The organism is Tenacibaculum sp. 190524A02b, assembly GCF_964036645.1.
GTDB classification, from domain to species: domain Bacteria; phylum Bacteroidota; class Bacteroidia; order Flavobacteriales; family Flavobacteriaceae; genus Polaribacter; species Polaribacter vairaonense.
Genome location: NZ_OZ038525.1, coordinates 4,272,049 through 4,285,032 on the forward strand (window position 1 = coordinate 4,272,049; position 12,984 = coordinate 4,285,032).

Annotated in this window: 12 protein-coding genes; 5 read left to right on the top strand and 7 right to left on the bottom strand. The window is 32.8% G+C overall.

The window, feature by feature from the left end; translation table 11 throughout:
- Positions 1 to 2: 2 nt before the first annotated feature.
- From ABNT65_RS17235 to dnaE, 5 genes are all read right to left on the bottom strand, one after another.
- Positions 3 to 869, bottom strand: a complete 867-nt coding sequence (locus tag ABNT65_RS17235) for a hypothetical protein (protein WP_348746435.1) — start codon at positions 867 to 869, stop codon at positions 3 to 5.
- A 518-nt stretch (positions 870 to 1,387) separates the two neighbouring features.
- The gene (locus ABNT65_RS17240; protein ID WP_348746436.1) at positions 1,388 to 2,287 is read right to left on the bottom strand and encodes an IS3 family transposase; all 900 of its coding nucleotides are present in this window, start codon (positions 2,285 to 2,287) and stop codon (positions 1,388 to 1,390) included.
- Positions 2,288 to 2,295: 8 nt separating this feature from the next.
- Positions 2,296 to 2,667: a hypothetical protein gene (locus ABNT65_RS17245; protein ID WP_348705341.1), complete on the bottom strand. Its 372-nt coding sequence runs from the start codon at positions 2,665 to 2,667 to the stop codon at positions 2,296 to 2,298.
- A gap of 213 nt (positions 2,668 to 2,880) precedes the next feature.
- Positions 2,881 to 3,243: a hypothetical protein gene (locus ABNT65_RS17250; protein WP_348746437.1), complete on the bottom strand. Its 363-nt coding sequence runs from the start codon at positions 3,241 to 3,243 to the stop codon at positions 2,881 to 2,883.
- Between the two features lie 6 nt (positions 3,244 to 3,249).
- A complete protein-coding gene (gene dnaE, locus ABNT65_RS17255) occupies positions 3,250 to 7,578 on the bottom strand; it encodes a DNA polymerase III subunit alpha (protein ID WP_348702777.1) in 4,329 nt (1,442 codons plus the stop codon).
- Positions 7,579 to 7,813: 235 nt separating this feature from the next.
- Between dnaE and ABNT65_RS17260 the strand changes: the two genes are divergently transcribed.
- The 3 genes from ABNT65_RS17260 to rimM all read left to right on the top strand — a co-directional run bounded on the left by ABNT65_RS17260 (position 7,814) and on the right by rimM (position 9,215).
- Entirely contained in the window at positions 7,814 to 8,005 is a 192-nt protein-coding gene (locus tag ABNT65_RS17260) for a cold shock domain-containing protein (RefSeq protein ID WP_348702778.1), read from the top strand.
- A gap of 155 nt (positions 8,006 to 8,160) precedes the next feature.
- Complete coding sequence (locus tag ABNT65_RS17265; RefSeq protein WP_348702779.1) at positions 8,161 to 8,664, top strand: 30S ribosomal protein S16; 504 nt, start codon at positions 8,161 to 8,163, stop codon at positions 8,662 to 8,664.
- A gap of 14 nt (positions 8,665 to 8,678) precedes the next feature.
- Positions 8,679 to 9,215, top strand: a complete 537-nt coding sequence (gene rimM / locus ABNT65_RS17270; RefSeq protein ID WP_348746438.1) for a ribosome maturation factor RimM — start codon at positions 8,679 to 8,681, stop codon at positions 9,213 to 9,215.
- Between the two features lie 380 nt (positions 9,216 to 9,595).
- Here the strand turns inward: rimM and ABNT65_RS17275 are convergent, their stop codons facing one another.
- Both ABNT65_RS17275 and ABNT65_RS17280 read right to left on the bottom strand, forming a co-directional pair.
- On the bottom strand, positions 9,596 to 10,024 hold the full coding sequence (locus ABNT65_RS17275) for a c-type cytochrome (protein WP_348746439.1): 429 nt from the start codon (positions 10,022 to 10,024) through the stop codon (positions 9,596 to 9,598).
- 38 nt (positions 10,025 to 10,062) lie between these two features.
- On the bottom strand, positions 10,063 to 10,566 hold the full coding sequence (locus ABNT65_RS17280; RefSeq protein ID WP_348746440.1) for a GNAT family N-acetyltransferase: 504 nt from the start codon (positions 10,564 to 10,566) through the stop codon (positions 10,063 to 10,065).
- 61 nt (positions 10,567 to 10,627) lie between these two features.
- Here ABNT65_RS17280 and ABNT65_RS17285 point away from each other — a divergent pair, with 61 nt between their 5' ends.
- Both ABNT65_RS17285 and ABNT65_RS17290 read left to right on the top strand, forming a co-directional pair.
- On the top strand, positions 10,628 to 11,218 hold the full coding sequence (locus tag ABNT65_RS17285) for a PhnA domain-containing protein (protein ID WP_348746441.1): 591 nt from the start codon (positions 10,628 to 10,630) through the stop codon (positions 11,216 to 11,218).
- Between the two features lie 242 nt (positions 11,219 to 11,460).
- Positions 11,461 to 12,903 (top strand): hypothetical protein, encoded by a 1,443-nt coding sequence (locus ABNT65_RS17290; protein WP_348746442.1) that lies wholly within the window; start codon positions 11,461 to 11,463, stop codon positions 12,901 to 12,903.
- The last annotated feature ends 81 nt before the right edge of the window (positions 12,904 to 12,984 follow it).

A 12,984-nucleotide genomic window follows, 5' to 3' on the forward strand; every position in this document is an offset into this window, starting at 1 on the left:
TTTTAATTTCTGTTTTCCATTCTGCTTAGTAAGTATCTTGTAAATACAATAAGAGTATGATATCTAAATGTACAATCTTCTTCGTCGGATAGCCCTGGATGAGAGCCTGTCGGATGCAAACGCTTCCATAATCCATTTATGTATGGTGCATTAAGTCCATTTTTTGGAACTTCATTCAAATGTTCGTGTAATAAGACAGGATTTAAAATTGCAGAATTGGACAACCAAGTTATTGCATCTCCTATATTTGTACAATTTCTTGCAGGGATTAAATTATTGCAAATTTCAATCATTAAAGACTCCAAGTACGTTCTGAATTGTCCGTTTGCCCCAGCCCAATTACCAATTGTGTGATTTTCAATTGCTTGCTCTAAATGTCCTTTGGCTGTATTAAATCCAAAATGATTTAGAAGTCTTATTAATTCGTTTTCAGTATTTGACTCTATTAATTCTTCAGGTAGTAAAGTAACTATTTGTTCATTTCGAATGGTAAATCCATCTCTTTTAATAGAATTAACAAGTCTTGAATTATGTTCAATGAAAAGTTTATTTAAATCTTGAGGAGTTTCTTCAAGAACTTCTCCCCAAAGGTTAGGTGGGTTTTGTTCTGGAATAGGATTTTCTCTAATATACTTTTCCAGAATATATTGAACAGAATCTATTTGAATATTGTCAGTAAATGGTCCATTGATATTGTTGGCATCAAGGACTGAAAATATAATATTAGCTTTTTTTGCCTTTGATAATGGTGATTCATTGATTTGGTCTGGTATTGCAATATTGAATGTTAAGGCAAAACGGTCTAGTTCTGCAGTTGTCCAGTTTTCAATATTGTGTGTTATTTCTAGTAATGTTCTTTTATTTAGCATTGTTTATTTTAATTGCACCTAACGTTGTGGTAAACACCATTGTGTTTATCTCCACTATATTTACAAAGCTACTAGATTTTTTACTAATTAAAAACCATAAAATAGTTCAATATCAATTTAAGCTCACAAACACTTTAATACTAAGTCAATAAACACAGCTATGATAAACCTACATTCAATAAAATAAAAATTAGAATAAACGTATATTATTCGAATAATATACGTTTATCATATACATCAACAAAATAACCTTGTAAGAAGGTATCAATGGGCTATGGGAAAACTTCAGCGAACCGACTGCAAGCCTCAGCGAACCGACTGCAAGTCTCAGCGAACCGACTGCAAGTGTCAGCGAACTGACTGCAAGTGTCAGCGAACCGACTGCAAGTGTCAGCGAACCAACTGCAAGCCTCAACGAACCGACCGCAAGTCTCAGCGAACCGACTGTCTTGTCCTAAAAAAAGTTTACATATTTTAGATTAATCCTATAATACGTTTACATTTAATATTTAGTCCTATTATTGGTTTACAATAATAGGATTTTTCTTATAATAACTCTTCCATAATTTTTCAACTTTTAAATTGTTCTGATGTACTTGATTTGGAGTAAGGTTTCCAATGCTCATATGCGGTCTTTCTTCATTATATAATTTTACAACTTGATCCAGTAAACTCTTAGCCTCTTCAATATTATCAATTTTATAATCATTTAAGTATTCTTCTTTTATAATGCCATTAACTCTTTCTGCTATTGCATTTTCAAGAGGATCTCCATTTTCTGTCATACTAATATTTATAGAGTTTTCCTTTAATAACTTTACATATTCATTACTACAATATTGTGTTCCTCTATCTGAATGATGTATTAATTTACAATGATTTGGCAAGTTAGATAATGCCATTTTTAAAGCTTTAATGGTTTCTGAGGTTTGTAAACTATAACCTAAATGATAACCAACAATCTTTTTTGAGTAAGCATCTGTTATAAAGCTTATATAACTAAAACTATTATTAAGCTTCCAATAAGTAATATCACTAACCCATAATTGATTAGGAGCTGTTGGAGCCATATTTTTAACTAGATTAGAATATTTTTTAAATCTATGGAATGAGTTTGTAGTGATTGTTTGTTTCTTTTTCCTTCTAACTAACAGATGATTAGCACCAAGTATATCAAACAATCGATCTCTTCCCATCTTAATTTGATGTTCTAATAAAAAAGGTTGAAGCTTTTCATAAAGCTTTCTACCTCCCATATGACGATGATTTCGACGTATCTTCAGAACTTGTTTTACTATTAATTCTTCTTCAAAACATAACTGTTCTTTATACCAAAAATGTTGGTAATATGCTTGACGAGTCACACCAAGTAATCGGCAGAACCTGCCTAAACTTACTTTGGGATAATTAGTTTTCATCTCTTGGATTACTTGGTATTGGACTTTTTTACAATCTTAATTTTTAGCTCTTTTTCAGTCAACTCTATCATTTTTTTATAAGTTTCAGCTAATAATTTAGCTTCTTCTAATTCTTTAAGTAAATCAGAATTAGATTTTTTAATGTTAGATTGACTCTTAGATTGTGACATAGTAGGTAAAGGTACAAAAGTAGATTTGGAATCATTATAACCAAATTCTCTTAACCAATAAGTAATTCGTGAATTACCAATTCTATATTTCTGTTCTATATCTCTACGAGTTGCTGTTCCTGTTAAAAACTCATTACAAACAAATCTTTTAAATTCTTCACTATATCTATTTTGCCACTTAGATGATGATGTCTTTGAATATCGTTCCATTTAATTACATTTGAATGTAAACCTATTTCAGGACAAGACAGACTGCAAGCTTCAGCGAACCAACTGCAAACATCAGCGAACTGAGGGAAACCTTTAGCGAAGTGCGGGAATGTATCAGCGAACCGTGGGAAAGCCTTAGCGAAGTGTGGAAATGTATCAGCGAACTATGGAAAAGATACTATTCGAGACTATTCACTAAAGAGTGTCCATTTATTATTTTAGTTTTGAGTAATTATTTTTAAGCCAAACTTTTTTCCATATTCTTTTAAGAATAACAAAGGCTACTTTTTTAGTATACACTTCTATAGAAAACGATTCGTAATTAAGAACCTTGTTTTCAGGAATATCAATCCGATATAATAAATTTAAAAAGGAATTGAAATCGTTAGTAATAAGCTGTGATACAATTTCCTCAATCGTTTCTTTAAGTTGCTGAGGTGATTGATTATTCTCTAAAGTAACATCAATACCCGCTAAATAAAAATCTTTGTTCAGCTGATGAGTAAGCGCTTGGTATAGAGGTTCTTTAGAAACTCCAGTAAGTAAATCTAAGCTATTTTCATACGTAGGAGTCATACTATTTTAATTCAACTTATAATTAATAAACTGTTCGTCTAACGTTTTTAAAAGCTCATTAGAAATTTTAATCTTGGTATTTCTACTCGGTAAATTCAACTCAATTTTTTCCTCAGCATCCCAAATGGTAAAATGTAAACTTTGTGAACCTTTATTAGTAACAAATAAATGTTGTAAATCTTTTATAGTATTTTCTTTTACATCTTTCAGGGGCATGGTAATGGTAATTTTTTTACATAGTTTATCCATAATATCATGCAGTAAAGTAAACTCTGTAAAAGAAACTCTCGGATCTCCTTTCACGCCTTCTTTATTTGTCCAACCAGGTTTTACCATGGTTTTTACAAAAATAAAAGAATTTGGTACCAAGAAATGTTTATACCTTAAATACTCTTCACCAAAAATTCTAAATTCAAAACTGTCATTATAATCTTCTACCGTAAAGGCTGCCCAACCTTTTCCTGCTTTAGAAACTCTATGTTGAACATCGGTAACAATACCCGCAAAGGTTAAGGCTAAGCCTTCATACTTAGCTAAATCTTTATAATGTGTGAGTGTAGCATTACAAAACTTTAATTCATTTTTAAAATCATCTAAAGGATGTGCAGAAATATACATTCCGATTACTTCTTTTTCTCGGGCTAATAACTCCATAGTACCCCAAGTTTCACACTCAGGAATAATAGGCTCAGGAAGTTCAACAGCAGAAGCTTCACCAAATAAAGAAACCTGTGATGAATTTTGATTTTCTTGATATTTATTACCAAAACGTAACGCTTTTTCTAAAAAGGTTTGACTTTTTTCATCTTGTTCAAAATACTGAGCTCTATGTGTACTAACAAAAGAATCGAATCCACCTGCTAAAATTAAACCTTCAAACGCTTTTTTATTAGCAACACGTAAATCTACACGTTTAGACATATCAAAAATAGATACAAAATTTCCGTTTTCTTTGCGTTCATCTATAATTGCCTTTACAGCACTACTACCCACTCCTTTAATAGCTGCCATTCCAAAACGTACTGCTCCTTCTTTATTTACAGAGAATTTAGAAAACGATTCGTTAACATCTGGTCCCAAAACTTCCAGTCCCATACGTTTACACTCTTCCATAAAGAAAGAAACCGTTTTAATATCGTTCATGTTGTTAGAGAGTACCGCTGCCATATATTCAGCAGGATAATGCGCTTTTAAGTAAGCTGTTTGATAGGCTACCCAAGCATAACAAGTAGAGTGCGATTTGTTAAAGGCATAGGATGCAAATGCTTCCCAGTCTTTCCAAATTTTTTCAAGCTTTTCTTCATTATGACCATTAGCAGCAGCTTGCTCAACAAACTTAGGTTTCATTTTTTCAAGAACCGCAATTTGCTTTTTACCCATGGCTTTACGAAGTACATCGGCTTCACCTTTGGTAAAATCGGCTAATTTTTGAGACAAAAGCATTACTTGCTCCTGATATACTGTAATTCCGTAGGTTTCTGCTAAATATTCCTCCATAGCAGGAAGATCATACTCAATAGGTTCATCACCATGCTTTCTTCTAATAAAAGAAGGAATGTATTCTAACGGTCCAGGACGATATAAGGCATTCATGGCAATTAAATCTGCAAAAACAGTTGGTTTAAGTTCACGCATGTATTTTTGCATTCCAGGAGATTCATATTGGAAGATACCTACTGTTTCACCACGTTGGAAAAGTTCATATGTTTTCTGATCGTCAATAGGGAAATTCTCAGGATCGAGCTCTACACCATGACGCGCTTTTACAATCTTTACCGTATCTTTAATAAGGGTTAATGTTTTTAACCCCAAGAAATCCATTTTTAGTAGTCCAGCACTTTCTACAACCGAGTTGTCGAATTGTGTAACGTACATGTCGGAGTCTTTAGCAAGAGATACGGGTACGAACTTGGTAATATCATCCGGTGTAATAATAACCCCACAGGCATGAATTCCTGTATTACGAACTGAACCTTCTAAAATTCTGGCTTTATTAATGGTTTCGGCAGTTAAGTCATTTCCGTCAGATAACCGTTTTAATTCGTTCACCAATTCAATTTCTTCTGAACGAAGTTTTTCTTTCAAAGCTTTATCATCTAAAGAAAATATCTTCTTTAGTTTCATGCCAGGAATCAACTTGGCAACTCTATCTGCTTCAAACAAAGGTAAATCTAGTACACGAGCCGTATCACGAATAGATGATTTTGCAGCCATGGTACCATAGGTAATAATTTGTGCTACTTGGTTGGCACCATATTTGTCAATTACATAATCCATTACACGACTTCTTCCTTCATCATCAAAATCAATATCAATATCGGGCATGGATACACGTTCAGGATTTAAGAAACGCTCAAAAAGTAAATCGTACTTTATAGGGTCTATATTGGTAATCCATAAACAATAAGCAACCACACTTCCTGCGGCGGATCCACGACCTGGACCAACGGATACATCCATGTTTCGGGCTTCTCTAATAAAGTCCTCTACAATTAAGAAATACCCAGGGTATCCTGTTTTCTCAATAACTTCTAATTCAAAGTCTAAACGCTCGGTAATGTTTTCCGTTAACTCTCCGTAACGTTTTTTAGCGCCTTCATAGGTTAGGTGACGTAAGAAATTATTTTCACCTCTTTTACCACCATCTTCATTGTCTTTAGCATCTCTAAACTCTTCAGGAATATCAAAGGCAGGTAATAAAACGTCCCTAGCCAAAGTAAAAGGTTCTATTTTATCTACAATTTCTTGAATATTAATGATTGCCTCTGGAAGATCAGCAAACAAGGTCTTCATTTCTTCTGTAGACTTAAAGTAATACTCGTCATTAGGTAAACCATAACGGTAACCTCTTCCTCTTCCTTTAGGAGTTGCTTGTTTTTCACCATCTTTTACACATAATAAAATATCATGTGCATTGGCGTCTTCTTTGTCAAGGTAAAACGTATTGTTGGTAGCTACTATTTTTACATCATGTTTTTTAGAAAATTCTAAAAGTGTTTTGTTAACTACATTTTCATCTTCTTGCCCATGACGCATTAACTCAATATATAAATCGTCGCCAAATTGCTCTTTCCACCAAAGTAAGGCCTCTTCCGCTTGGTGCTCACCAACATTTAATATTTTACTTGGAACTTCACCATATAAGTTTCCTGTTAAAACAATTACGTCTTCTTTGTATTGTTTTACAACTTCTTTGTCAATTCTAGGTACATAATAAAAACCATCTACAAAGGCAATGGACGACATTTTTGCAAGGTTGTGATATCCTCTTTTGTTTTTAGCTAAAAGAACTACTTGATATCCATTGTCTTTCTGACTTTTATCAGTATGATTGTTACAAATATTAAATTCACAACCAATAATGGGTTTTATAGGAGTTTCTGCTGATTTATTGTAACCCATTACTTCTTTCACAAAATGGAAAGCAGCCATCATGTTTCCCGTATCCGTTAAAGCAACGGCAGACATGCCGTCTTCTCCTGCAGCTTTTACAATATTACCAATTTGAATAGTAGATTGTAAAACGGAGTACTGTGTGTGGTTATGTAAATGTGCAAACTGTACATCTTTTAAAGTGGCTAAACCTTCAGCAGTAGACTTAGTGGTAGAAGATTCACTTTCCGCAGATTTACGTTTACGTATTTTGTCACTTTCCTTTTTTAGGTTTAAGTGTTTTAAACCAATAACCTGAATAGGCATTGGGTTGGCTTCTGAATAACGCTTAAAATAATCAGACGGAACATCTAATTGTTCCTCGGTATATTGTTTTAAACGAATTAATTCTAAAAAACAACGCGTAGTGGCTTCCACATCGGCAGTTGCATTGTGTGCTTCACCAAAACCGGTTCCGAATAAATGATTGTGTAATTCCGTAAGTGTAGGTAACTTAAATTTACCACCTCTACCACCAGGTATTTGACACATTTTAGCGGTATGTTCTGTACAGGTATCTAATACAGGTAATTCCGTTAGATTGTTTTCAACACCCAAACGATGAAATTCACAGCCCATAATGTTAACATCAAAACCAACATTTTGTCCTACAACAAACTTTGCTTTTTGTAATGCTTCATTAAATAAAGTAAGTCCTTCATCTAATTCAATACCTTGTTCAATGGCTAAGTCTGTAGAAATACCATGAATTCTCTCCGCATCATAAGGAATGTTAAATCCTTCAGGTTTAATAAGAAAATCATTATGCTCAATTACATTTCCCATTTCATCATGCAATTGCCATGCAATTTGTATAGCTCTTGGCCAGTTATCGGTATCAGTAATAGGAGCATTCCAACTTTTTGGTAAACCTGTTGTTTCTGTGTCAAAAATTAAATACATCTGCGCAGTTTTCTTATTGAAGAATTGTAATAAAGCAAAGTGCAAAAATACGAAGAAATTAGTAGTTGAAAACTAGAAGTTATTAACGGTGGCTTTATAGTCTAAAATGTTGACATTCTGTTTGAATAACTACCTGATTTTAATAAGAAAAAATTGCTAAAAATAAAACTGCTAAAAAGTGGTTGATTATCAATTAATAAAGTTACATTTGCATTTTAATATAATATTTTTTACAATGAAACAAGGAACGGTAAAGTTCTTTAACGAATCTAAAGGTTTTGGATTCATTATTGAATCAAACTCAAACACAGAACATTTTGTACACGTATCAGGTTTAATCGATGAGGTTAGAGAAGGTGATACTGTTGAGTTTGAACTTAAAGAAGGAAAAAAAGGATTAAACGCTGTAAGTGTTAGAGTAATTTAATATACCACAACATTTTAATTTTTTTAAGCATCTGTGTTTCAGGTGCTTTTTTATTGTAAAAAGATTGTTTTAGAGAAGGTAGTGTAGAAAAAAAGTTATACATTTGCGCACTTAAAATTTATAATCAAGGTACGTGTACCTTAAAAATTAAAATTATGCCTGTAAAAATTAGATTACAAAGACACGGTAAAAAAGGAAAACCATTTTATTGGGTAGTAGCTGCAGATAGCAGATCTAAAAGAGATGGTCGTTTCTTAGAAAAAATTGGAACGTACAATCCTAATACTAACCCTGCTACTATTGACTTAAACGTTGATAGCGCTGTAAAGTGGTTACAAAATGGTGCGCAACCAACAGATACTGCAAGAGCTATTTTATCTTATAAAGGAGCAATGCTAAAAAATCATTTAGCAGGAGGTGTAAGAAAAGGTGCGTTAACTGAAGAGCAAGCTGAGGCTAAATTCAAAGCTTGGTTAGAAGAAAAAGAATCTAAAGTAGCTGGGAAGTCTGAAGGTTTAGCAAAAGCTAAAGAAGATGCTAAAGCAAAAGCTTTAGAAGCTGAAAAAGCTGTAAATGAAGCTCGTATTGCTGCAAAAGCACCAGTAGTAGAGGATAGCGAAGATGCTACAACTGAGAACGGAGCGGATAGCGAAGAGTAAAAACGTGTAAGACGATGATGCAGAAAAAAGAAGAATGCTTTTATTTAGGCAAAATCGTTAAAAAACATAGTTTTAAAGGGGAAGTCGTAATCAAATTAGATACGGATGAACCTGAACTTTACAAAAATATGGAATCAGTTTTTGTCGATTTAGGCAATAATCTGGTTCCTTTTTTTATTGAAAAATCTTCTTTAAGTAGAGGGACAATGCTTCGAGTGAAGTTTGAGGATGTAGATACAGAACAGGATGCAGAAGCAATTTTACGCGCTGGTATTTATTTACCGTTAAATTTACTACCAAAATTATCGGGTAATAAATTTTATTATCATGAAGTAATAGGATTTAAAGTAGTAGATGCCGCTTTTGGAGAGGTAGGAGTTATTAGAAATATTAACGATACTTCTGCGCAACCATTGTTTGAGATTGAAAGAGACGAAAAAGAAATATTTATACCTATGATTGATGACTTTATCAAGAAGGTAGATAGAAATTCACAAACTATAGAAGTGGAAACACCAGAAGGATTAATAGATCTTTATATTAATCAATAACTGTATTATTATTTAAAGAGTGTTTGGGGTTTTACTAAGATAATTTAAAGGGGAAAACCTTAGTAGTTAAAAACTCATGCTTTATTTACTCTTTTTACATCTGTTATTTGGTAGTTTGTACCGTTAAAATTTTTTTTAATCAATACATTCTCTAGCCAATACACAGAACCGTTGTAAAATAAAGGTAATAGTAAAAATTTTTCACGTTTCCTTTTGCTAAAACAAGGAGCTTTTCTTTTAGATAGTGTTAGTTTCATTTGGTTTTAACTTAAAAAGCTTTCTTTGGGTTAATAAATATTGTGGGGACTAAATATGCAACAAAGATATTGGATTTAAGGAATTGGCAAAATGTTAAAAAGTTAAAACTATCAAAATAGCAGTTATTTGTTGGTAGCCATGTAATTTATGATGTCTTCTATAGCTGAGTTAGATAAATGTTTTTTATAGTGCAATCCGTTAGTGCCATTAAATTCTTCCTTTAAAGCAATGGCGTCTTTGTTTCCTGCTTTGATTAGTGAGTCTTCATTTTTAATAAAAGCCATTAAAAAAGTTTTAGAACGTCTTTCTGTTATACCTCTAATTAAATCAGGACATTGTTTTTTATTTATTTTATGACAGTTGTTACAACTTTCACTTTTAAAAAGCTCTTTACCTCTAATTACGGATTGTATTTGCTGTTTTCTAATAATAGTAATAGCTATTTTTTTGGGATGTTTTTGACTCACTTGAATATTGACTACCCAAACAATACCTAAAAAAAGCAGTAGAGCAATTATGAATAAATGGACGTTACTTTCTTTTGAGTACATGATAAGTTTAAAGCGATGGGTTTGAGTTTTTGTAATTGTTAAAAACGATATTCAAATACACTGTCTTCTTCTCCTTCATGAATTTCTTGCAAGCCAATATAGGAGAATCCTAAAGTGGTTAGTACTTTTTGAGAAGCCTTGTTTTCTGGCATAGTAAAAGCAATGATTTTATTTTGTTTTAAGGTTTTTTTAGCATATTCCATTATGCATTGAGTAGCTTCTACAGCATATCCTTTTCCTCTTCCTTTAGGTAAAAAGGCATAGCCTACATCAAAAAAGTCAGTCTTATCTCGTTTTAAAATACTGGAAGTACCAATAGCTTCCTTAGTTTCTTTTTCAATAACAGTAAAAAAACCTAAGCCATCCTTACATAATTTAGGAATCATGGTGTTTTGTAGAAACTCTTTGGTTTCTTCTTCTGATTTTAAGTTTTTATCGTTTATGTATTTAATAAAGTCGGGATCACTGAACAAAGCAAAATAAAAAGCAGCGTCCTCGGCTTGTACTTCTTTTAAAATCAATCTTTTTGTGTGTAAAATCATGCCTTAAAAATAGATAAATTCAAATAAAAACGTACATTTGCCACTTTAAAATTATCATAAAATGGGGTTGTTATTGGAGTTACAAGAAAGGAGTGGTAAACAATGCGAGCTATGCGCAGCAAAATCTGATTTAGAAATTTATGAAGTACCGCCTATATCTACAGGAGGTGTAGATGGTAGTTTGCTAGCCTGTACTACTTGTATAGAGCAAATAAACAATCCTGAAACTATGGATGCAAACCATTGGCGTTGTTTAAACGACAGTATGTGGAGCGAGTTTAGGGCTGTAAAAGTGGTAGCTTGGCGTATGTTACACCGTTTAAAAAAGGAAGGTTGGCCGCAAGACTTGTTAGATATGCTGTATTTAGATGATGAAGAAGTACGTTTTGCTGAAGCTACTGGAGAACATTTAGACGAAAGTGAAAAGGTAATTCATAGAGATGTAAACGGTACAGTATTACAAGCAGGAGATAATGTAGTGTTGATAAAAGATTTAAAAGTAAAAGGATCTAGTATGGTAGCCAAGCAAGGAACGGCTGTACGTAGAATATCTTTAGACCCTGAAAATGCTAGGTATATTGAAGGGAAAGTAAACGGTATACAAATAGTAATTGTGACCGAGTATGTTAAGAAAATGGCAGATAAAGAGTAAAATAACAAAGAAAAGAACGAGTGTATTGCTTAAAAGAACTACTTCAGTGAAAATTATTGAATTGCTAGTTTTCAACAGATAATTAATAAAAAATAGACATAAATTAAATACAAATACTCATGAAAAAGTTAGTATACACACTAGCTATGGTTGCATTAGGGATGTAGGCACAAGCACAAACAACAGTAATTACTGAAAAAGATGGAAAGGTAGAGGTAAATGATGCAAATCCTAATGCTAAATTGGAAGTTAGAGGGAACTCTGCCGTGTATAGCGACTTTGCTGGGTACATTGGAACTACTGTAGGGAAAACTACTCCACAAGGAAAAAAAACTACTTTAATACTAACAGAAACAGCATCGGGAGAGTATATTCCGAGTACAGGAGGGCAGGTAACTTATAGAGGAGGGCTTAGTTTTGGTGATGGAGGTCCAGGAATCTACTCCGTTAACCCAAATCCAGCAGGAAGCTCATATTATGGTGATCTTCGTTTTCATACTACGTATTGGAATGGTTCAGGGTATACCAATGCAGATAGGATGGTGATTAAATTAAATGGTAATATAGGGGTTGGGACTGTTGATCCTAAAAAGAAGTTACACATAAATGGAACATTAGGAGTTTCTGATCATTTTACATCCTACCGCCCAGGTTCAAATACTTTTTTGCGTTTTGATAATGCTGGTTATACGGGAATTGGTAGTGGTTCTACCTTAAGTTCTGGTGCTAATGTTTTACTGTATGGAAAAAGTAGTTCGAGAGCAGATGTTATTGCTTTTAGGAATAGCACAGGTGAAAAGGTGATGATTAGCAAGGATGGAAAAGTAGGAATAGGTTTAGGTACAGGTTTACCTGCATCAAAATTGCATGTACATTATTCTAGTGCTGTAGGGGAAGTTTCTAAAAATGGTATTGCAGTGTCTAGAAATACACAAACAACAGGAAATGTAACAAGTCATGATAAAGGAATTTATTCTGGTATAGGAAATTTTTCTATTCCAGCTGGAGTAACAGATTTAGGATATAAAATAGGCTTAGATGCAAGTTCTTTTGCAAGTACTACTAATTTTAAAGGAACTTTACGTTCTAATTATGGCATTTGGGCAAGAGCAGGAGTTCATCAAGCAACATCAGGTGCTAAAATTAATTATGCAGCTGCTATACAAGCGCAAGTACTAGATAATATAGAAGGGGTGACTATTGAAAATGTATATGGAATTAAAATTTCAACGAATGACTATAAAAAAGCTACAGTAAATAATAGGTATGATATATATGCAGGTACAGAAGCTGCTAAAAATTATTTTGCTGGTAAAGTTGGAATTGGTACTACTAAAATACCTACAGATTACAAACTAGCCGTTGATGGAAAAATAGGGGCAAGAGAAATAAAAGTAGAGTCAAGAGCTTGGCCAGATTATGTATTTACTAAAGATTATAATTTACTAACCTTAAAAGAAGTAGAAAATCATATTAAAGAAAAAGGGCATTTAAAAGACATTCCTAGCGCAGAAGAAGTAAAAAAGAATGGGTTCTTTTTAGGAGAAATGGATGCTAATTTATTACAAAAAATAGAAGAATTAACCTTGTACACTATTCAACAAGAAAAACAATTAAAAAAGCAATCGGAAGAGCTTAATGAATTAAAAAAACTAGTACAAGAATTAGTGAAAACTAAAAAATAACTAAAATTAGTTTAGTTGTAAAACAAAAGGAGTAAAATTCATCATTTTACTCCTTTTATATTTATGCTACAAAATTAGAAT